Below are 21,527 nucleotides of genomic sequence, written 5' to 3'. Positions count from 1 at the left end.
CTCACGCGACCCTTGTCGCGTGCGGCTGGCCGGATGCGTCCGGCCGGTGGTGCTTTGAGGGGCGGGCCCGGTGCGGCCAGCGGATGCAGCGCATTCCGTTCCCTGAAATGCAAACCGCGGCGCATCTCTGCGCCGCGGTCGGGGGTATATCAGCGACGCAGACCCAGCTTCTCGATCAGGGCCTTGTAGCGCTCGTTGTCTTTCTTCTTGAGGTAGTCAAGCAGGCTGCGGCGGCGGTTGACCAGCTGCAGCAGACCACGGCGGCTGTGGTGATCCTTCTTGTGGGTCTTGAAGTGACCGCTCAGGTGTTCGATGCGGGCGGTGATCAGGGCCACCTGGACTTCCGGGGAGCCGGTGTCGTTGGTACCGCGCGCGTTGTCGGCAATCACTTTCTGGGTATCGATGGACATGCTGTTCTCGTGTTGATGCGTGGCCTGCAGGAACGCGGGTGTCCTCCGCGCGCACCGCCTGGCTCGCCGTTGATGAAGCAGGGAAATAGCGGATATGCCGGTATAAAACCGGCGGCGTAGTGTAGCCGCCAGGTCCTTGTGAAACAAGGTTTTATTGAATGTGTCCGGCTTTCTGCGCGGTCCCGGCGACCGCCCAGGCGAACAGGCGCTGCGGCGACAGCGTGCCCTCGGCATTGACCGTCCCCAGCCCCAGCACACGCCCGTCCGGCCCGTGGATCGCCACCGGACCGTCGCTGGGCGGGTATCCGGGCAGCCGCTGGCCCTGCGCCAGCCGGCGCCCGCCGGCGGTGTCCACCTCGACACGCGGGAACCCGGCCAGGCCGGCTTCGACCGGCAGCAGGCAGGCGTCCAGGGCCGCTTCGCCGCCGTGTTCGGCCATCGCCTGCAGCGCGTCCAGCGTGAGCATGCGCGGCTGGATGAACGGGTCGACCCAGAGCCGCCGCAGCGCCCCGACATGCGCGCCACAGCCCAGCGCCTCGCCCAGGTCGCGGACCAGGCTGCGCACATAGGTGCCGGACCCGCATTCCACCCGCAGCGACAGGCGGCCAGCGTCGATCTCCAGGATCTCGATGCGGTGGACCTCGACGTCGCGCTCGGGCGCCTCGATGACGTCGCCGCGGCGCGCCTTGGTATAGAGCGGTTCCCCACCCTGCTTGAGCGCGGAATAGATCGGCGCCCGCTGACGGATGCGGCCGGTCAGCGGCGCCAGGGCCGCGGTGATCGTCGCCACGTCCAGGGACGGCACCGGGCGCTCGCGCAGCGGCGCGCCGTCGGCATCGTCGGTATCGGTGGTGGTGCCCAGCACGGCGACCGTGTCATAGGCCTTGCGCGACCCCAGCAGCAGGCCGGCGATCTTGGTGGCCTCGCCGAAGCACAGCGGCAGCAAGCCGGTGGCCAACGGGTCGAGGCTGCCGGTGTGTCCACCCTTCTCGGCGCGGAACAGGCGCCGCGCGACCTGCAGGGCGCCGTTCGAGCTCATGCCCTGCGGCTTGTCCAGCAGCAGCAGGCCATCCAGCGGGCGGAATTGGATGCGTCCTGCCATGCGGTCCCAGATCAGGTGGTGTGGCGGGGAATCGCCGCATCGTAGCGTCGAGCCCGCCCGACGTCTTCATGCGGCCAGGTTCCGATCATCACGACCGGAGCGCCGCGGCGCTGACAGTAGCGTCTGGCTTGCTCGACTTGCCTGCGAAGCGGACATGCGGATGCCGACACGGAGAGCAGCGGAGCAAGCTCCGCTCTACGACATGACGTATCAGGTCTCGTCGTCGGACTCGGGCACCGGAGGGTTGTCGCGCAGCAGCGTCTCGATGCGTTCGCCACGGTCGACGGAGTCGTCGTAGTGGAAATGCAGTTCCGGCACGTGCCGCATCTTCACCCGCCGCGCCAGTTCCATGCGCAGGCCCCAGGCCAGTTCCTTCAGGCCCTTCACCGCCTCGACAGAACGCTCCGGCATCAGCGCGGTGACGAACACCTTGGCGTGCGCCATGTCGCGGGTGACTTCCACGTCGGACACGCTGACCGACGGCAGCCCGTGCTCGCGCACAGCCTCGTGCACGAGCGTGCCCAACTCGCGGCGGAGCTGGGCGGAAACGCGGTCGGTGCGGTGGAACGACTTGGTGGGCATGGGGCGAGCAGTGAGCGGAGAGGAGTGAGAAGCGAGGCAGGACAGAGGCGGCGGTAGTGAGTGGAGGTTCGTCGGAGTGGCTTTCGCTCACTCCTCACTCCTCCCCACTCACTCCTCGCCTTACAGCGTTCGCTGCACTTCGATGCGCTCGAAGCACTCGATCTGGTCGCCGGGCTTGACGTCGTTGTAGGCCTTCACGCCGATACCGCACTCGGTGCCGTTACGCACCTCGTCGACGTTCTCCTTGAAGCGGCGCAGCGATTCCAGTTCGCCCTCGAACACCACGGTATTGTCGCGCAGCACGCGGATCGGCTTGTTCCGCTTGACCGTGCCTTCGACCACCATGCAGCCCGCGACCGCGCCGAACTTGGAGCTGCGGAACACATCGCGCACTTCGGCGATACCGATGATCTCTTCGCGGATTTCCACGCCCAGCAGGCCGGACGCCACCTGCTTCACCTGGTCGATCACGTCGTAGATGATCGAGAAGTAACGCATGTCCACGCCATTGGCTTCGACGATACGGCGTGCCGACGCATCGGCGCGCACGTTGAAGCCGATGACCGTGGCTTTCGAGGTGACCGCGGAGTTGGCGTCGGACTCGGTGATGCCGCCCACGCCGGAGTGGATGATGTTGATGCGGATCGATTCGTTGGACAGCGCGGTCAGCGAATGGCGCAGCGCCTCCACCGAACCCTGCACGTCGGCCTTGATGATCAGGTTGAGGCTGAGCTGGCCTTCGCCCTTGCCCAGCTGCGCCATGATGTCTTCCATGCGGCTGCCGGCGGACTGCACCAGGCGCGACTCGCGGCGCTTGGTGTCGCGCTGCTGGGCCACGTCCTTGGCGAGGCGTTCGTCGGCGACCACCACGAAGTCGTCACCGGCCTCGGGCACGCCGGACAGGCCGAGCACCTGCACGGGGATAGACGGGCCGGCCGAGTCCGGCTGCTTGCCGGTCTCGTCGAACAGGGCGCGGACGCGGCCGTACTGCACGCCGCACACCAGGTAGTCGCCCTTCTTCAGCTGGCCCTGCTGGACCAGCACGGTAGCGACCGGGCCACGGCCCTTGTCCAGCGAGGACTCGATGACGGTGCCGCTGGCGCGGCCATCGGCCACCGCCTTCAGCTCCAGCACTTCAGCCTGCAGCGAGATGGCGTCCAGCAGCGCGTCGATGCCGGCGCCGGTCTTGGCCGAGACCTCGATGAACTGCGTGTCGCCACCGAATTCCTCGGCGACCACGTTGTGCGCCAGCAGCTCGTTCTTGACGCGCAGCGGATCGGCGCCGGACTTGTCGATCTTGTTGACCGCGACGATCAGCTGCACGCCGGCCGCCTTGGCCTGCTGCACCGACTCCACGGTCTGCGGCATGACGCCGTCGTCGGCCGCCACCACCAGCACCACGATGTCGGTCAGCTTGGCGCCGCGGGCGCGCATCGCGGTGAACGCGGCGTGGCCCGGGGTGTCGAGGAAGCTGATGACGCCCTTCGGCGTTTCCACGTGGTAGGCGCCGATGTGCTGGGTGATGCCGCCGGCTTCGCCGGTGGCGATCTTGGTGCGGCGGATGTAGTCCAGCAGCGAGGTCTTGCCGTGGTCGACGTGGCCCATGATGGTGACCACCGGCGGACGCGCGACCTTGTCGCCCTGGTGCTCTTCCGAATGCGCCAGCAGTTCGTTCTCGACGTCGTTGGCGTCGGCACGGACGGCCTTGTGGCCCAGCTCTTCGGTGATCAGCGCGGCGGTGTCGTGATCGATGGACTGGGTGATGGTGGCCATCACGCCCATCTTGAACAGCGCCTTCACCACGTCGCCGCCCTTCAGCGCGAGCTTCTGCGCCAGGTCGGCCACGGTGATGGTCTCGCCGATCGCCACTTCGCGCACGATCGGCGCGGTCGGACGCTCGAAGCCATGGGCACCGCCGCCACCGCGGCTCTGCTCGTGGCGACGCGGCGGCTTGGGCTTGCCGCGTGAGGCGCCCCGGCGGGCGCGATCGGCTGCGGACAGGTGCAGCTGGCCGGCGAAGCGGCTGGTGTTGTCGTCGTCTTCGACGCCGGCGACCATCGCGTGCGAGCCGCGGGTCTTGTGCTTGGCGGCGGCGGCGTTGTTGCGGTCGTCGGTACGCGGCGGATCCTTGCGCACCACCGTCTTGGGCACGTGGTGGCCCTGGGTGGCGGGCTTGGCCGGACGCGCCGGCTCGTCGCCATCGACGGCGACCGCACCGGCGGCCAGGGCGGCGGCTTCGGCGTCGGCCTGCGCACGCGCAGCCTCGGCTTCGGCGCGGGCGGCGGCCTCTTCCTGGCGACGAAGCTCCAGTTCCTCGGCGCGCTTGGCATCTTCGCGCGCCAGTCGCTGCTGTTCGTCGAGGTTGCGCTGACGGGATTCCTCCAGCTTGCGCAGGATCTCCGCGCGCTCGGGATCGGCTTCGTTCTGCCAGTTGGTGCTGACGGATTCGGCGTCGGTCGGCTTGACGTAGGTGCGCTTCTGGCGCACTTCCACGGCCACCGTGGTCTTGCTGCGGCCGGCCGCGACGGTGACTTCCTGCACCTTGCGACGGTTCAGCGTGATCTTCTTGGGCGCCGCTTCATCCACCGCCGCATCGCTCTTGCCGTGCGAGCGCTTGAGGAAGCCGAGCAGCTTCACTTTTTCCATGCTGGTCACGACCTGGTCGGGACCGCTGAAGCTCATGCCGGCCTCGGCCAGTTGCTCCAGGAGTTTTTCGACCGGCGTGTTGACCAGTTCAGCGAGCTTGCGGATGGTGGTTTGCTGCGACATTCGGATCCTAGTTTGGGTCTTGCGCCCCCCCGGTGGTGGTGGGGCAACCCTGTTCAAGAGGGGGAATTCTAAGCCCTGCGGGTGCCAGGGCGGTGTTCATGGGTGGCTCATGCGCCGCAGTCCAGGCGGGCCCGGATGGTGCTCATGCGCCGCGCTCCAAGCGGGCGATTTCCTCGGCGCGGGCGGCCAGGATCAGCGCCGCGGCGCGACCCTCGTCCAAGCCCTCGATGCCGAACTCGACCACTTCGTCGGCGGCCAGATCGGACAGGTCCTCGCTGGTGCGGACGCCGTGCGAGGCCAGCGCGAACGCGGTCTCCTCGTCCATGCCTTCCAGCGCCAGCAGGTCCTCGGCCGGGTGGTTCTCCTCCAGGCCCTCTTCCTCGGCCAGCGCCTCGTTCAGCAGGGCATCGCGGGCACGCGAACGCAGTTCCTCGACGATGTCCTCGTCGAAGCCCTCGACGGCCAGCAGTTCGCCGACCGGCACGTAGGCGATTTCCTCGACCGTGCTGAAGCCTTCGCTGACCAGGATGGCGGCGATTTCCTCGTCCACTTCCAGCTTGTCCATGAACAGCTGGCGGGCGACGGCCTGTTCAGCCTCGCTCTTGGCCTGCACCTGGTCGGCGGTCATGACGTTGAGCTGCCAGTTGGTCAGGCGGCTGGCCAGGCGCACGTTCTGGCCGCCCTTGCCGATGGCCTGCGCGAGGCGGTCTTCCGCGACGGCCAGGTCCATCGAATGCTTTTCTTCATCAACGATGATCGACTGTACTTCCGCCGGCGCCATCGCGTTGATGACGAAGGTGGCCGGGTTGTCGTTCCACAGCACGATGTCCACACGCTCGCCGTTGAGCTCGTTGCTCACCGCCTGCACGCGGGAACCGCGCATGCCGATGCAGGCGCCGATGGGATCGGTACGGGTGTCGTGCGCCAGCACGGCGATCTTGGCGCGGTCGCCCGGATCGCGTGCGCAGGCCTTGATCTCGACCAGGCCCTGGCCCACTTCCGGCACTTCCAGCTTGAACAGCTCGATCATGAACTCCGGTGCGGCGCGGCTGATGAACAGCTGCGGGCCACGGGGTTCGTAGCGCACGTCGAACAGGTAGCCGCGGACGCGGTCGCCGGCGCGCAGCACGTCGCGCGGGATGCCCTTGTCCTTCGGGATGAAGGCCTCGGCGTTGCCGCCCAGGTCCACGTAGATGTTGCCGCGCTCGGCACGCTTGACCACGCCGGTGACCAGCTCGCCCACGCGGTCCTTCCAGGCATCGACCACCTGCGCGCGCTCGGCTTCGCGGACGCGCTGCACGATGACCTGCTTGGCGGCCTGCGCGGCGATGCGGCCGAAATCGGGGTTCTCGATCTTCTCTTCGATCCAGTCGCCGACTTCGGCGCCTTCGGCCTCGTCCTCGGCATCCATTAGGCGGATCTGGCGGTCGGGCGATTCCATCACCACGTCGTCGGCCACCACTTCCCAGCGGCGGAACGTCTCGTAGCTGCCGTCCTTGTGGTCGATGGTGACGCGCACCTGCACGTCCTGGTCCATGTAGCGCTTCTTGGCGGCGGACGCCAGGGCGGCCTCGATGGCATCGAAGATCACCTCGCGCGGCACGCCCTTCTCGTTGGCCACCGCATCCACGACCAGCAACAGTTCCTTACTCATTGATCACTCCGCGCGCGGCTTGCGGGCCGCCGGTTGGTTGGGTTTTTTCTTGGTTTGCTTGGCAGGTGCGCGCTTGGCGTCGCCGGCCTTCTTGGCGGGGGCCTTGCGGCCGCCACCGGGTTTCTCGGGCGCCAGGCCCAGCGCGGCCCAGTCGGGAACCAGCCGCGCCTTGTCGATATTGTCGAACGCCACCGTCATCTCGGCGCCATCGACGGTGAACACGATGCTGTCGCCCTCGATGCGGCTGATCGTGCCCTGCAGGCGGCGGCGACGCTCCTGCGGCAGCTTCAGCACGACCTTGGCCGATTCGCCGACGAAGCGCGCGAAATGCGCCAGCTGGAACAGCGGACGGTCCACGCCCGGCGACGACACTTCCAGCGTGTAATTGCCGGTGATCGGGTCCTCGACGTCGAGCTGCGCGGAGACTTCGCGGCTCACCGCCTCGCAGTCCTCGATGTTGACGTGGCGCGTGGCGCGCTCGGCTTCCTGCACGTCGATGTACAGGCGCACCGTGGCGCCGCCGGGCGCCGGCAGGTATTCGATGCCGAGCAGTTCAACGCCCAGTGCCTGGACGGTGGGTGCCAGCAGGTTGGCGATGTCGTTGGCCTTGTCGCTCACGGATTCGCTGCCGATGTTCGTGGTGTTGCGTGCCGCTGAAACAGACAAGGGGCCCGATGGGCCCCTTGTCCGATACGCTGGATGTCGGTGCAACGACGGGAACATGCGTCGTTGCGTGCCCAGGTTCTTCGTCGGCCGCCTGCACTCAGGCGGCCTCGGTCAAACATGGTAGCGGGGGCAGGATTTGAACCTGCGACCTTCGGGTTATGAGCCCGACGAGCTGCCAGACTGCTCCACCCCGCAGCAGAAGCGAAATTATGATGAATACGCCGGTGCATTGCAAGCCTTGTGATGCACCAACTTGAAACATCGCGTTCATCACGCGCCGCCGGCCGCCCTCGGCCGACGAAAACCACCGTGCCGCAACTCAGCCGGCGAACGCCAGCTTGCACCAGGCCATGATCGGATTCCACGCCACGCCCAGCGCCAGCAGCGCCAGCGCGTTGACGCCGAACACCACCGGTACCACGCGGTCGGCACGCGGGGGCGGAATCTCGCCCACCGGCTCGTCGAAGTACATCACCTTGATCACGCGCAGGTAGTAGAACGCGCCGATCACCGCGCACAGCACGCCGACGATGGCCAGCCACAGGAACCCACCGTTGACGGCCGCGCCCAGCACCACCAGCTTGGCCCAGAAACCCAGGAACGGCGGCACGCCGGCCAGCGAAGCCATCACGCACAGCACCAGGCCGGCCTGCCACGGGTTGCGCGCGTTCAGGCCCTTGAAGTCGTCGATCCTGTCGGCCTCGAACCCCTGCCGCGACAGCACGATGATCGCGCCGAACGCCGCCGCCGACATGATGGCGTAGCTGATCCCGTAGAACAGCGCCGCCGAATAGCCCACTTCGCCGCCGCCGGCAAAGCCGACCAGCAGGAAGCCGACGTGCGACACGGTCGAGTACGCCAGCATGCGCTTGAGGTTGGTCTGCGCGATGGCGATGACGTTGCCGATCACCAGCGATGCTGCAGCCAAACCCGCCAGCAACCACTGCCACTGCGCCGCCGCCGGGCCCAGGCCGTCCTGCAGCAGGCGGAACGCCATGCCGAAGGCGGCCAGCTTGGGCGCCGCGCTGATGAACAGTGTCACCGGCGTCGGTGCGCCCTGGTAGACGTCAGGCAGCCACATGTGGAACGGCGCCGCGCCCAGCTTGAATGCCACGCCGGCCACCATGAAAACCACGCCGGTCAGCAACAGCATGCGCGCCTCGCTGCTGCCGCCGAGCGCGGCACCCGCAGCGTCGAAAATCGCGGGCAAGTGCAGCGAACCGGTCGCGCCGTACACCAGCGACATGCCGTAGAGCAGCAGGCCCGAGGCCAACGAGCCGAGCACGATGTACTTCATCGCGCCTTCCGTCGCCAGGCCGTCGTCGCGGTTCAGCGCGACGAGCGCATACGAACACAGCGCCAGCAGTTCCAGGCCCAGGTAGACCATCACCAGGCTGCCAGCGGACACCATCATCATCATGCCGGCGGTGGCGAACATCACCAGCACCGGGGCCTCGCCCGGATACAGGTTGCGCTCACGCAGGTAGGGCCAGCCGTAGACCAGCGACAGCGCGCTGATCGCGACGATCACCACCTTGCTGACATCGGCCAGCGTGTCGCGCACGAACATGCCGCTGAACACGCTGCCCTGCCCGCCCACGCCGGTCGCCAGCATCCACACCACGGCTGCCATGACGACCAGCGCCAGGGTGTGGGTGATGATGCGACGGGAGTTGTCGAGGAACAGGTCCAGCATCAGCAGCGCGAACGCGCCACCGATCAAGGTCAGTTCGGGCAGCAGCGGCTGCAGGTCGGCGGCGGAGATGGGCATCGGCGTCGTCATGGTTCTTCCTTACAGCTTGCTGTTGGCGAGCTGCATCGCCAGTTGCGCGATCGACGGCTCCATCAGGTCCGTCAGCGGCTTGGGATACACGCCCAGTGCCAGCACGCAGACCGCAAAACCGCCGAGCACCAGCGCCTCGCGCAGGGACACGTCCTGCAGCTCCGCGACATGCGCATTGGCTACGTCACCCAGGATCACCCGCTTGACCAGCCACAGCGTGTAGGCCGCGCCGATCACCAGCGTGGTGGCGGCGAAGAAGGCGATCAGCGGGTGCTGCTGGAAGCTGGCCAGAATGACCATGAACTCGCCGACGAAACCGCTGGTGCCCGGCAGGCCGGAGTTGGCCATGCCGAACAGGATGAAGAAGGCGCCGAACCACGGCATCGTGTTGATGACGCCGCCGTAGTCCTTGATCATGCGGGTGTGCATGCGGTCGTACAGCACGCCGACGCAGGTGAACATGGCGCCGGAGATGAAGCCGTGGCTGATCATCTGCACCATCGCGCCCTGCAGGCCCAGGCGCGCGCCATCCAGGTTGCCGTAGTCGCGCACCAGGCTGAAGGCGATAAAGATGCCGAGGGTGACGAAACCCATGTGCGAGACCGACGAATAGGCGATCAGCTTCTTCATGTCGTCCTGCACCAGCGCCACCAGGCCCACGTAGACCACGGCGATCAGCGACAGCACGATGACGAACATCGCCCACTCATGGCCGGCGTCCGGCACGATCGGCAGGCTGAAGCGCAGCAGGCCATAGCCGCCGATCTTCAGCGCGATAGCCGCCAGGATCACCGAACCGGCGGTCGGCGCCTCCACGTGCGCGTCCGGCAACCACGTGTGCACCGGGAACATCGGGATCTTGACCGCGAACGCGATCAGGAAGGCGAAGAACAGCCAGGTCTGCTCTTTCGCGTTCAACGGCATCGCGTACAGGTCGGCCAGCTGGAAGCTGCCGCCCTTGATGTACAGGTACACCAGGCCGACCAGCATCAGCACCGAGCCCAGGAACGTGTACAGGAAGAACTTCAGCGAGGCGTAGATGCGGCGCGGACCGCCCCAGACACCGATGATCAGGAACATCGGGATCAGCATCGCCTCGAAGAACACGTAGAACAGCACCGCGTCGCTGGCGGCGAAGATGCCGTTGGTCAGGCCTTCCAGGATCAGGAACGCAGCCACGTACTGGGCCACGCGCTTGTTCACCGAACCCCATGCGCCTGCCAGCGTCAGCACGGTGATCAGCGTGTTGAGCAGCAGCAGCGCCACCGCGATGCCGTCGGCGCCGAGGTTGTAGTGGATGTCGAAGGTCGGGATCCACGCACGCGTCTCGACGAACTGCAGGCCCGGATTCGCGTAGTCGAAGCCTGTCAGCAGGCCGATGCTGAAGACGAAGGTCAGTACCGCGACCGCCAGACCCAGCCAGCGGGCGGCACCCGCCCGGGCATTGCCCACGGCGAGCACCAGCGCACCGCCCAGGATGGGCAGCCAGATCAGAACACTAAGCAGGGGCCAGTTCGACACGTTGTGTTATCCGTTGAGTTCTTCGCCAGGACGCTCCGCACGGGGCGGCGCCGGGTCGTTACTGCCAAAACCTGATGACGACGCCCAGCAGCAGGATCAGGCCGACGATCATCGCGAACGCGTAGTGGTACAGGTAGCCGGACTGGGTCTTGCGCAGCAGTTGCGAGCCCAGATCGACCAGCTTCGCCGTGCCGTTCACCGCGGCGCCGTCGATCACGTGCGTGTCGAAGGCGCGCGAGGCCTTGCCCAGCTTCACGCCGCCGCCGGCAAACCCGTTGATCCACAGGTGATCGGCCCAGTACTTCTTGTCCAGGATGTTGGTCAGGAAGGCGCCGACCTTGCTGTGGCGGATCTTGCCGGGGACGTCCGGGAACACCAGATAGAGAAGCGTCGACAGTACGAAGCCGGAAACTGCGAACCAAAGTGCCTTGGTTTCCCAGCTGTGCAGTGCGAACTTGATGGCACCCGTCCAGTGTTCCTTCAATGCCATCACTGTGTCGCGTGCCGACACCGCTTGCGTGGGATCGTTCCGGATGAAGTCGATCGCCCCCTGGAAGAACGGCGTCACCAGGACTTCCGCATCATTCCAGTGGGTCCCGAACAGCATCGGTCCCGCGGTGAACATGCCGATGAAGATCGACGGGATCGCCAGCAGCACCAGCGGCACCGTCACCACCCAGGGCGATTCGTGCGGCTCATGGGCGCCATGGTGACCGTGGTCGTCGTGCGAATGGTCGTCATGCGCCGCATCGTGGTGCGCGTCATGGCCATGACCATGGTCGGCGTGCGCGTCACGGAAGCGCTCCTTGCCATGGAAGGTCAAATACAGCAGACGGAAGCTGTAGAAACTGGTGATGAACACGCCCAGCAGCACCGCCCAGTAACCGTAGGTGGCAACCCAGGCGCTCGGATCGCTGGAGACGCCCTGCTGCGCGGCCATCATCCCCATCTCGGCTGCACCATGCGCGGCTTCACGCGCGACTTCCTGATGGTGGTGCGCCGCCTCGATGATGATGTCCTTCGAGTAGAAACCCGAGAAGAACGGCGTGCCTACCAGCGCCAGCGTGCCGATCAGGCTGGTGATCCAGGTGATGGGCATGTACTTGCGCAGGCCGCCCATCTTCCGCATGTCCTGCTCGTGGTGCATGCCGATGATCACGCTGCCGGCCGCCAGGAACAGCAGCGCCTTGAAGAACGCGTGCGTCATCAGGTGGAACACCGCCGCCGAGTACGCGGACACGCCCAGCGCCACGGTCATGTAGCCCAGCTGCGACAGCGTGGAGTACGCGACCACGCGCTTGATGTCGTTCTGCACGATGCCGATCAGGCCGGTGAACAGCGCGGTGGTCGCGCCGATGAACAGCACGAAGTCCAGCGCCGTCTGCGACAGCTCGAACAGCGGCGACATGCGCGCCACCATGAAGATGCCCGCGGTCACCATCGTGGCCGCGTGGATCAGCGCCGAGATCGGCGTGGGGCCTTCCATCGAATCCGGCAGCCATACGTGAAGCGGCACCTGCGCCGACTTGCCCATCGCACCGATGAACAGGCAGATGCAGGTCAGCGTGGCCATCGACCAGATCACCGGCTCGTCGAACACCTGGAAGGTGTTGCCGAGCAGGGTGACCGCACCCGACCACACCGGGATGGCCTTGCCGGCCAGCAGCGAGGCGTTGGCGAAGACGGTGGCGTAGTCCAGCGTGCCGAACATCAGCAGCACGCAGCCGATGCCGAGCAGGAAGCCGAAGTCGCCCACGCGGTTGACCAGAAACGCCTTCATGTTGGCGAAGATCGCCGTCGGCCGCTTGAACCAGAAGCCGATCAGCAGGTACGACACCAGGCCCACCGCTTCCCAGCCGAAGAACAGCTGCAGGAAGTTGTTGCTCATCACCAGCATCAGCATGCTGAAGGTGAACAGCGAGATGTAGCTGAAGAAACGCTGGTAGCCCGGGTCCTCGTGCATGTAGCCGATGGTGTACAGGTGCACCAGCAGCGACACGAAGGTCACCACCACCATCATCATCGCGGTCAGCTTGTCGATCATGAAGCCGACGTGGCCGCTGATGTTGCCGACCTCGAAGAACGTGTACAGGTTCTCGTTGAACGGCGACGCGCCCAGCGCCACCAGCTGGTACAGCACCCAGCACGACAGCGCGCAGCTGACCGCCACGCCCAGGATGGTCGCGGTGTGGGCGCCCGCACGGCCGACGAAGCGCCCGAACAGGCCGGCGATGATGCTGCCCAGCAGCGGCGCCAGCACGATGGCCAGCAGCACGTTCTTGGAGAGGAGGACTTCCATACCGGTCATCGGTGCATCAGCCTTTGAGCGTGTCGACTTCGGCCACGTTGATCGTGCGCCGGGTGCGGAACAGGGTGACCAGGATCGCCAGGCCGATGGCGGCCTCGGCAGCGGCCACGGTCAGGATGAAGAAGACGAAGATCTGGCCGGCCGGGTCGCCGAGTTCGCGCGAGAACGCGACGAAGTTGATGTTCACCGACAGCAGCATCAGTTCGATCGACATCAGCAGCACGATGACGTTCTTCCGGTTGAGGAAGATGCCCGCCAGGCTGATGCAGAACAGCACGGCGCCGAGCGCCAGCAGGTGGCCTACGGAAATCATGCCTTGCCCTCCCCGTCCACCGGCGCACTGGCCGGGGTTTCGCGCACCGGCTTCTCGGCCGGCATCGACACCATGCGGAGGCGGTCGCTCGCCTTGACCCGCGACTGCTCGCCCGGGTCCTGCGTCTTGATGCCGGTGCGCTTGCGCAGCGTCAGCATCACGGCGGCCACCACGGCCACCGTCAGGATGATCGCGGCGAACTCGAACGGCAGCAGGAATTCGGTGAACAGCGTGCGCGCCAGCCAGGCCGTGTTGGACACCTCGGCGGCGGCCGACGCGGCGTTGTCCGCGAACGGCACCGCCATCTTCGCCTTGATGCCGATCAGCACCAGCATCTGCGCCAGCATCACCACCGCCACCAGCAGCCCGACGGGCAGGAACTTCACCCAGCCCTCGCGCAGGGCGGCGACGTCGATGTCCAGCATCATCACCACGAACAGGAACAGCACCATCACCGCGCCCACGTAGACGAGGATCAGGGCCACGCCCAGGAATTCCGCGCCCACCAGCAGCCAGATGCAGGCTACCGAGAAGAACGTCAGGATGAGGCACAGCACGGCATGCACCGGGTTGCGCACGCTGATCACCGCGCCGGCAGCGACGACCGCGACGGTGGCGAAGGCGTAGAAACTGATCAGGACCCAATCCATTCTTCGGACCTCAGCGGAAGGCGGCGTCGGCGGCGCGGCGCTCGGCGATCTCGGCTTCCAGCCGGTCTCCGATCGCCAGCAGCTGCGGCTTGGTGACGATGTTCTGGCCACGCTTGTCGAAGTGGTACTCCAGCACGTGCGTTTCCACGATCGAGTCCACCGGGCAGCTCTCTTCGCAGAAGCCGCAGTAGATGCACTTGAACAGGTCGATGTCGTAGCGGGTGGTGCGGCGGGTGCCGTCCTCGCGCGGGGCCGAATCGATGGTAATGGCGAGCGCCGGGCACACCGCCTCGCACAGCTTGCAGGCGATGCAGCGCTCCTCGCCGTTCGGATAGCGGCGCAGCGCATGCAGGCCGCGGAAGCGCGGCGACTGCGGAAACTTCTCCATCGGGTACATCAGCGTGTACTTCGGCTTGAAGGTGTACTTCAGCGTCAGCCACAGGCCCTGCATCAGTTCCAGCAGCATCAGGCTCTTGAAGTAGTGCACAACCTTGTTCATTTACACACCCTTCTCGAACACGCCGAAGAACACCAGCAACGCCGTCACCGCGATCCACGCGATGGTCAGCGGAATGAACACCTTCCAGCCCAGCCGCATGATCTGGTCGTAGCGGTAGCGCGGAAAGCTGGCGCGGAACCAGATGTAGGCGCTGGCGAAGAACAGCACCTTCAGCAGCAGCCACGGCCAGCCGCCGGTCCAGATCCAGTTGATCCAGGGCGACACGTCGGCAGTGATCCAGCCCTGCAGCGGGCTGAGCCAGCCGCCCAGGAAGAACAGCGACACCAGGAAGCTGACCAGGATCATGTTGGCGTATTCGGCCAGGAAGAACAGCGCGAACGCCGCACCCGAGTACTCCACCATGTGGCCGGCGACGATTTCGGACTCGCCTTCCACCACGTCGAACGGCGAGCGGTTGGTCTCGGCGACGCCGGACACCCAGTAGACGATGAACAACGGGAACAGCGGCAGCCAGAACCACTCGAAGAAGCCCGCGTTGCCCGCCTGCGCCATCACGATGTCGGTCAGGTTGAGGCTGCCGGCAGCGATCAGCACGCCGACCAGCGCGAAGCCCATCGCGATCTCGTAGCTGACGACCTGCGCGGCGGAACGCATCGCGCCGAGGAAGGCGTACTTCGAGTTCGACGCCCAGCCGGCGATGATGATGCCGTACACGCCCAGCGAGGTCATCGCCAGCAGGTACAGCAGGCCAGCATTGGCATTCGACAGCACCAGCTGATAGTCGAACGGCACCACCGCCCACGCGGCGAAGGCCGGCGCCAGCGTGATCAGCGGCGCCAGGATGTACATGGTCTTCTGCGCGCTGCTGGGCTGGATGATTTCCTTGAACAGCAGCTTGAAGACGTCGGCGAAGGCCTGGAAGATGCCCATGCCCACGTACATCGGCCCGTGGCGTACGTGCATCCAGCCGATCAGCTTGCGCTCCCACACCACGTAGAACGCCACCGAGATGATCACCGGCATGGCGATCGCCAGGATCTTCAGCACGATCCACAGCACCATGCCGATGTCGCCCAGCCCGAAGAACCACTCGCGCAGCGGACCGACCGCGTTGATCAGCAATTCGTTCATGCGCTCACCACCGTGACACGTCCTGCGCCCAGCGGTGCCGTGGCGCCGTAGCCGCTCTCGATCCAGGCGGCGCCCGCGGCGACGCGCGCGTCCACCACCACCGGCAATGCGGCGGTGCCCAGGCCGTTGCCGACCTTGGCGATCTGGCCTTCGGCGACACCGGCAGCCTGCGCATCCGCAGGATTCAGCACGATGCGATCACCCACGTTCAGCGGATGCGCCTGCAATGCCTCGGCACGACGGACGGTGCCGTCGGTGCGGTAGATCGCGGCGGTGACGGCCAGTTCCAGACCCTCGCCCTTACTGGCCGGCGCGTCGGATGTCGCGACAGCCACCGTCCTTGCACCGGCGACGGCATCGCGGACACCCGCGATATCGGTGAACTCGAAACCGGCCAGCTGCAGCTCGCCCCCCAGGGCGCGCAGCACCTTCCAGCCTTCGCGCGCCTCGCCCGGCAATTTGCCGGCGGCCTGCGTGCGCTGCTCCTTGCCATCGAGGTTGGTGAGCGTGGCATCGATCTCGGGCAGCAGGCCGATCGGCAGGATCACGTCGGCCACATCGCGCGTGGACTTGCAGGCGAAGTGGCTGAACGCCACGACCTTGGCCGATACCAGCGCCTTCGTTGCGGCCGGCGTATCGGCGAAATCCAGGCCCGGCTCGATGCCGTAGATGACGTAGGCGTTGCGCGGCGTGGCGAACATGCCAGCCACGTCGCGGTCGGTCGGCAGTACGCCCTGGCGCGCCAGGCCCACCGCGTTGGCACCCTGAGGGATACGGCACAGCGACGCGCCGGTCGCGGACACGTAGTCCGCTGCGGCGGCACGCAGCGACGCAGCCTGCGGATGGTTCTCGACGATGCCGCCGACGATCACGACGGCACGGTTGGCCGTCTTGGCGACCTCGCGCAGCGCGGCGTCGTTCAACGCGGCGCCCAGCTTCGACGGCGCCACGATGTGCTTGCCGGCGATGCTGAAGGCGAAATCGAAATCGACCGGATTGACCACGTGCACCTTGGCGCCCTTGCGGACCGCCTTGCGGATACGCTGGTGCAGCAGCGGCAGTTCGTGGCGGATGTTGGTGCCGAACAGCACGATGACATCGGCCTGCTCGATCTCCGCCAGCGGCAGCGCGAACGGCTCGGCGACCGCGCCATCGGAGAAGTCGCGGTTGTTGATGCGGTGGTCCAGGTTGCCGCTGCCCAGGCCGTCGGCGAGCTTGGCCAGCAGGCCGCCCTCCTCGTTCGACACCGCCGGATGCACCAGCACGCCCAGGCTGTCGCCTCGGTTGGCGCGCAGGATCTCGGCCGCGGCCGCCAGGCCGTCGGCCCACGACACTTCGCGCCACTCGCCGCCGATCTTCTGCAGCGGCTTCACCGCACGGTCGTCGGCGTAGAGGCCCTGGTGCGAATAACGGTCGCGGTCGGACAGCCAGCACTCGTTGACCGCCTCGTTCTCGCGCGGCACGGTGCGCAGCACCTGGCCACGGCGCGAGTGGTAGAACACGTTGGAGCCCATCGCGTCATGGAAGCCGACGGATTCGCGCGCGATCAGTTCCCACGGACGGGCGCGGAACTGGAACACCTTGTTGGTCAGCGCGCCCACCGGGCAGACGTCGATGACGTTGCCGGAGATTTCGGTGGTCAGCGGCTTACCGTCGTAGGTGCCGATCTGCAGGTTCTCGCCGCGGTACATGCCACCCAGCTCGTAGGTGCCGGCGACGTCCGCGGTGAAGCGCACGCAGCGCGTGCACTGGATGCAACGGGTCATCTCGGTGGCGACCAGAGGGCCGATGTCCTCGTCCGGTACCACGCGCTTGCGTTCCTGAAAGCGGCTGACCGAACGGCCATAGCCCAGCGACAGGTCCTGCAGTTCGCACTCGCCGCCCTGATCGCAGATCGGGCAGTCCAGCGGATGGTTGATCAGCAGGAATTCCATCACGTTGCGCTGCGACTTCAACGCCTTGTCGCTGCGCGTGGCGATCTTCATGCCGTCCATCACCGGCGTGGCGCAGGCCGGTGCCGGCTTCGGCATCTTTTCCACTTCCACCAGGCACATGCGGCAGTTGGCGGCGATCGGCAGCTTCTCGTGGTAGCAGAAGCGCGGAATCGGGATGCCCGCCTTGTCGGCGGCCTGGATGATCATCGAACCTTTCGGTGCCGCGAGTTCCACGCCGTCGATGAAGACGGTGACGTGGTCCGGCGGCAGGCCGGGATTGACGGGCTGCGCACTCATGCGGCCACCTTGCTGCTTTCAATGACCGTGCCGGCGCGCTGGTCGTCGACCAGGAAGCGCTTGTTGACGATCGCGTACTCGAATTCGTTCCAGTAGTGGCGCAGGAACCCCTGCACCGGCCACGCGGCGGCTTCGCCGAAGGCGCAGATGGTGTGCCCCTCGATCTGGCCGGCGGCGGCCTTCAGCATGTGCAGGTCGTCCAGCGTGGCCTTCTGCTCGGCGATGCGGGTGAGCATGCGGTACATCCAGCCGGTGCCTTCGCGGCAAGGCGTGCACTGGCCGCAGCTTTCCTTGTAGTAGAAGCGCGCGATGCGCTGGCAGGCACGCACCATGCAGGTGGTGTCGTCCATCACGATGACGGCGCCCGAGCCCAGGCCGGAACCGGCCTTCTGGATGGCGTCGTAATCCATCGTCAGTCCCATCATCACCTCGCCCGGCAGGACCGGCATCGAGGAACCACCCGGGATGACGCCCTTGATCGTGCGGCCTTCGCGCATGCCGCCGCACAGTTCCAGCAACTCGGCGAACGGCGTGCCCAGACGGATCTCGTGGTTGCCCGGACGCGCGACGTGGCCGGAGACCGAGAAGATCTTGCAGCCGCCGTTGTTGGGCTTGCCCAGGTTCATGAACCACTCGGCGCCGTTGCGCAGGATCGCCGGCACCGAGGCGTAGGTCTCGGTGTTGTTGATCGTGGTCGGCTTGCCGTACAGGCCGAAGTTGGCCGGGAACGGCGGCTTGAACCGCGGCTGGCCCTTCTTGCCTTCCAGCGACTCCATCAGCGCGGTCTCTTCGCCGCAGATGTAGGCGCCCGCGCCCAGCGCGTTGTACAGGTCGATGTCGATGCCGGAGCCGAGGATGTTCTTGCCCAGCCAGCCGTGCCTGTAGGCCTCGGCGGTGGCTTCTTCCAGGTGCTCGAACGGCTCGTGGTGGAACTCGCCGCGCAGGTAGTTGTAGCCCACGGTGGAACCGGTGGCGTAGCAGGCGATCGCCATGCCCTCGATCACCGCATGCGGGTTGTAGCGCAGGATGTCACGGTCCTTGGCGGTACCCGGCTCGGATTCGTCCGAATTGCAGAGGATGTACTTCTGCATGTCGCCCTTGGGCATGAAGCTCCACTTCAGGCCGGTCGGGAAGCCCGCACCGCCACGGCCGCGCAGGCCGGACTGCTTGACCATCTCGACGACGTCGGCCGGCGGGATCTTCTCTTCGATGATCCTGCGCAGCGCGGCGTAGCCGCCGGTTTTGAGATAGTTCTCGTACGACCACGGCTTGTCGAAGTGCAGCGTGGTGTAGACGGCCTGGTGCTCCTTGGGAGCGGGGCCGACCGGGCCGTAGCCCTCTGAGTAGTGTGAATGGCCTGCCATGCGCTTACTCCAGCCCGTCCAGCAGCTCGTCGACCTTCGCCGGCGTCAGCTTCTCGTGGTAGTGGCCGTTGATCACGACCACCGGCGCGCCGCAGCACGCGGCCACGCACTCTTCCTCGCGCTTCAGGTACACGCGGCCGTCGGCGGTGGATTCGCCCAGCTTGCAGCCCAGCTTCTTCTCCGCGTGCGCCACCAGGTCCTGCGCGCCATTGAGCCAGCAGCTGATGTTGGTGCAAAAGGCGACGTTGTTGCGGCCGACCTTCTCGGTCTCGAACATCGAATAGAAGCTGGCGACCTCGTAGGCCCACACCGGCGGCAGGTCGAGGTACTTGGCGACCGCGGCGATCAGCTCGTCGGTCAGCCAGCCTTCGTTCTGCTCCTGCGCGGCGTGCAGGCCCTGCAGCACCGCCGAGCGCTTGCGGTCCGGCGGGAACTTGGTCAGCCAATGATCGATGTGCGCGCGCGTCTTGTCGCTCAACGCCACCAGCGGATCGACGTTCTGCGCCGCTTCGAAATTACCCGTGGCCCTCATCGGTCCACCTCACCAAAGACAAGGTCATAAGTACCGATCATCGCGACGACGTCGGGGAGCATGTGGCCGCGCACGATCTCGTCCATTGAGGACAGGTGCGCGAAACCGGGTGCGCGCAGCTTCACGCGGAAGGGCTTGTTGGCGCCGTCGGACACCAGGTAGCAGCCGAACTCGCCCTTCGGCGCTTCGACCGCGGCGTAGGTCTCGCCGGCCGGCACGCAGTAGCCTTCGCTGAACAGCTTGAAGTGATGGATCAGCGCTTCCATGTCGTCCTTCATCTCCTCGCGGGAGGGCGGCGCGACCTTGAAGTTCTGCACCATGACCGGGCCGGGGTTGGCCTTCAGCCACTTCACGCACTGCTGGATGATGCGGTTGGACTGGCGCATCTCGGCCATGCGGACCAGGTAACGGTCGTAGCAGTCCCCGTTGACGCCAACGGGGATGTCGAAATCGACGACGTCGTACTTGGCGTACGGCTGCTTCTTGCGCAGGTCCCAGGCGATGCCCGAACCACGCAGCATCGCGCCGGTCATGCCCAGCGCGCGCGCCTGTTCGGGCGAGACCACGCCGATGCCGACGGTACGCTGCTTCCAGATGCGGTTGTCGGTCAGCAGCGTCTCGTACTCGTCGACGCGCTTGGGGAATTCGTTGGTGAAGTCTTCCAGGAAGTCCAGCAGCGAGCCTTCGCGCGCCTGGTTGAACTGCTTCAGCGCCTTGCCCTTGCGCCAGGGCGATTCCTTGTACTTCGGCATGCGGTCCGGCAGGTCGCGGTAGACGCCGCCCGGACGGTAGTAGGTCGCGTGCATGCGCGCACCGCTGACCGCCTCGTAGCAGTCCATCAGCTCTTCGCGCTCGCGGAAGGCATACAGCATGACCGCCATGGCGCCGAGATCGAGCGCGTTGGAGCCGACCCACATCAGGTGGTTCAGGATGCGGGTGATCTCGTCGAACATCGTGCGGATGTACTGCGCACGCTCCGGCGCCTCGATGCCCATCAGGGTCTCGATGGCGCGCACGTAGGCGTGCTCGTTGCACATCATCGACACGTAGTCGAGGCGGTCCATGTAGCCGATCGACTGGTTGAACGGCTTGGACTCGGCCAGCTTCTCGGTGCCACGGTGCAGCAGACCCACGTGCGGATCGGCGCGGACGATGGTCTCGCCGTCCATCTCCAGGATCAGGCGCAGCACGCCGTGCGCGGCCGGATGCTGGGGACCGAAGTTCAGCGTGTAATTCCTGATTTCCTGCTTGCCCTCGGCAGGATTGCTGGCGAACGCGACGCCGGATTGCGGATTGCTCATGCCTTGCCCTCGCGTGCAGCGGCTTCGCCTGCAGCGGTCTGGTAGCGCGCGTCGTCGCGGATCACGCGCGGCACGCCGACGCGCGGCTCGACCGAGGTGACCGGCTCGTACACCACGCGCTTCTTCTCTTCGTCGTAGCGGACTTCGACGTTGCCGATCAGCGGGAAGTCCTTGCGGAACGGATGGCCGACGAACCCGTAGTCGGTCAGGATGCGGCGCAGGTCCGGATGGCCTTCGAAAATGATGCCGTACAGGTCGAACGCCTCGCGCTCGAACCAGTTCAGGCCCGGCCACACGTCGCACAGCGACGCCACCACCGGCAGGCCGTCATCCGGCGCGAAGCAGCGCACACGCACGCGGCGGTTGTACTGGTAGGACAACAGGTGCAGCACCACCGCAAAACGGTTCGGGCGGGCTGCGTCGCGCGGACGCTGCTCCCAGTTGAAGCGACCGGGACCGAAGCCCTCGACGCCACGACTGAAGCCGCCGGACGACACGTCGGCGGTATCCCACTCGGCGCTGCCATAGCCCAGGTAGTCCACGCCGCTGACATCGACGGCCTGCTCGAAGCCGAACTCGTCGCGCAGCGCCAGGCAGACCGCATGCCAGGACGCCGAAGGCACTTCCAGGGTGATTTCGCCGCGCGGCTCGGCCACGCTGACCGTGGCGTCCGCGAAGCGGGCGCGCAGCTGGTCGGTGAAGTTTGCAGCTTGCTCTGCCATGGGGCGTGGCGTGCTCTGAAGGGGGATG

General features: G+C 66.4%; 18 protein-coding genes and 1 tRNA gene. All 19 read right to left on the bottom strand.

Annotated elements, in window-relative coordinates; genetic code table 11:
- Nucleotides 1-149: 149 nt before the first annotated feature.
- The 19 genes from rpsO to MMG85_RS09530 all read right to left on the bottom strand — a co-directional run bounded on the left by rpsO (nt 150) and on the right by MMG85_RS09530 (nt 21,499).
- The gene (gene rpsO / locus MMG85_RS09620; RefSeq protein ID WP_055943870.1) at nt 150-410 is read right to left on the bottom strand and encodes a 30S ribosomal protein S15; all 261 of its coding nucleotides are present in this window, start codon (nt 408-410) and stop codon (nt 150-152) included.
- 151 nt (nt 411-561) lie between these two features.
- Nucleotides 562-1,512 (bottom strand): tRNA pseudouridine(55) synthase TruB, encoded by a 951-nt coding sequence (gene truB, locus MMG85_RS09615; RefSeq protein WP_241045842.1) that lies wholly within the window; start codon nt 1,510-1,512, stop codon nt 562-564.
- Between the two features lie 210 nt (nt 1,513-1,722).
- Entirely contained in the window at nt 1,723-2,094 is a 372-nt protein-coding gene (gene rbfA / locus MMG85_RS09610; RefSeq protein WP_241045841.1) for a 30S ribosome-binding factor RbfA, read from the bottom strand.
- 120 nt (nt 2,095-2,214) lie between these two features.
- Entirely contained in the window at nt 2,215-4,863 is a 2,649-nt protein-coding gene (gene infB / locus MMG85_RS09605; RefSeq protein ID WP_055943863.1) for a translation initiation factor IF-2, read from the bottom strand.
- 142 nt (nt 4,864-5,005) lie between these two features.
- Nucleotides 5,006-6,517, bottom strand: coding sequence for a transcription termination factor NusA (gene nusA, locus MMG85_RS09600; protein WP_241045840.1), 1,512 nt, complete (start codon nt 6,515-6,517; stop codon nt 5,006-5,008).
- A 3-nt stretch (nt 6,518-6,520) separates the two neighbouring features.
- Nucleotides 6,521-7,135: a ribosome maturation factor RimP gene (gene rimP / locus MMG85_RS09595; RefSeq protein WP_241045839.1), complete on the bottom strand. Its 615-nt coding sequence runs from the start codon at nt 7,133-7,135 to the stop codon at nt 6,521-6,523.
- A gap of 166 nt (nt 7,136-7,301) precedes the next feature.
- Nucleotides 7,302-7,378 (bottom strand) — tRNA-Met (locus MMG85_RS09590).
- Nucleotides 7,379-7,502: 124 nt separating this feature from the next.
- Complete coding sequence (gene nuoN / locus MMG85_RS09585) at nt 7,503-8,966, bottom strand: NADH-quinone oxidoreductase subunit NuoN (RefSeq protein ID WP_055943857.1); 1,464 nt, start codon at nt 8,964-8,966, stop codon at nt 7,503-7,505.
- Between the two features lie 9 nt (nt 8,967-8,975).
- Nucleotides 8,976-10,487: an NADH-quinone oxidoreductase subunit M gene (locus tag MMG85_RS09580; protein WP_055943854.1), complete on the bottom strand. Its 1,512-nt coding sequence runs from the start codon at nt 10,485-10,487 to the stop codon at nt 8,976-8,978.
- A gap of 58 nt (nt 10,488-10,545) precedes the next feature.
- Complete coding sequence (nuoL, locus tag MMG85_RS09575) at nt 10,546-12,786, bottom strand: NADH-quinone oxidoreductase subunit L (RefSeq protein WP_241045838.1); 2,241 nt, start codon at nt 12,784-12,786, stop codon at nt 10,546-10,548.
- 16 nt (nt 12,787-12,802) lie between these two features.
- Nucleotides 12,803-13,108 carry an NADH-quinone oxidoreductase subunit NuoK gene (gene nuoK, locus MMG85_RS09570; RefSeq protein WP_055943851.1) on the bottom strand — a complete coding sequence of 102 codons (306 nt, stop codon included), beginning with the start codon at nt 13,106-13,108 and terminating at the stop codon, nt 12,803-12,805.
- The gene (locus MMG85_RS09565; RefSeq protein WP_241045837.1) at nt 13,105-13,758 is read right to left on the bottom strand and encodes an NADH-quinone oxidoreductase subunit J; all 654 of its coding nucleotides are present in this window, start codon (nt 13,756-13,758) and stop codon (nt 13,105-13,107) included. Before MMG85_RS09565 ends, nuoK begins: the two co-directional genes overlap by 4 nt.
- 10 nt (nt 13,759-13,768) lie before the next feature.
- On the bottom strand, nt 13,769-14,257 hold the full coding sequence (gene nuoI, locus MMG85_RS09560) for an NADH-quinone oxidoreductase subunit NuoI (RefSeq protein ID WP_055943845.1): 489 nt from the start codon (nt 14,255-14,257) through the stop codon (nt 13,769-13,771).
- Nucleotides 14,258-15,349 carry an NADH-quinone oxidoreductase subunit NuoH gene (gene nuoH, locus MMG85_RS09555; RefSeq protein WP_241045836.1) on the bottom strand — a complete coding sequence of 364 codons (1,092 nt, stop codon included), beginning with the start codon at nt 15,347-15,349 and terminating at the stop codon, nt 14,258-14,260. It lies immediately after the preceding gene.
- Entirely contained in the window at nt 15,346-17,580 is a 2,235-nt protein-coding gene (gene nuoG / locus MMG85_RS09550; protein WP_241045835.1) for an NADH-quinone oxidoreductase subunit NuoG, read from the bottom strand. The genes nuoH and nuoG overlap by 4 nt, the downstream gene beginning before the upstream one ends.
- Nucleotides 17,577-18,944, bottom strand: a complete 1,368-nt coding sequence (nuoF, locus tag MMG85_RS09545; protein ID WP_241045834.1) for an NADH-quinone oxidoreductase subunit NuoF — start codon at nt 18,942-18,944, stop codon at nt 17,577-17,579. The genes nuoG and nuoF overlap by 4 nt, the downstream gene beginning before the upstream one ends.
- 4 nt (nt 18,945-18,948) lie before the next feature.
- Nucleotides 18,949-19,476 carry an NADH-quinone oxidoreductase subunit NuoE gene (gene nuoE, locus MMG85_RS09540; protein ID WP_192269026.1) on the bottom strand — a complete coding sequence of 176 codons (528 nt, stop codon included), beginning with the start codon at nt 19,474-19,476 and terminating at the stop codon, nt 18,949-18,951.
- On the bottom strand, nt 19,473-20,777 hold the full coding sequence (locus MMG85_RS09535; protein WP_241045833.1) for an NADH-quinone oxidoreductase subunit D: 1,305 nt from the start codon (nt 20,775-20,777) through the stop codon (nt 19,473-19,475). Before MMG85_RS09535 ends, nuoE begins: the two co-directional genes overlap by 4 nt.
- Nucleotides 20,774-21,499, bottom strand: a complete 726-nt coding sequence (locus tag MMG85_RS09530) for an NADH-quinone oxidoreductase subunit C (protein WP_241045832.1) — start codon at nt 21,497-21,499, stop codon at nt 20,774-20,776. The genes MMG85_RS09535 and MMG85_RS09530 overlap by 4 nt, the downstream gene beginning before the upstream one ends.
- Between the last annotated feature and the right edge of the window lie 28 nt (nt 21,500-21,527).

Source organism: Pseudoxanthomonas sp. LH2527 (assembly GCF_022539275.1).
Classification (GTDB): Bacteria; Pseudomonadota; Gammaproteobacteria; order Xanthomonadales; family Xanthomonadaceae; genus Pseudoxanthomonas_A.
Note: the sequence above shows the minus strand (reverse complement) of the source record. Positions and strands in the feature narration are given on the sequence as shown.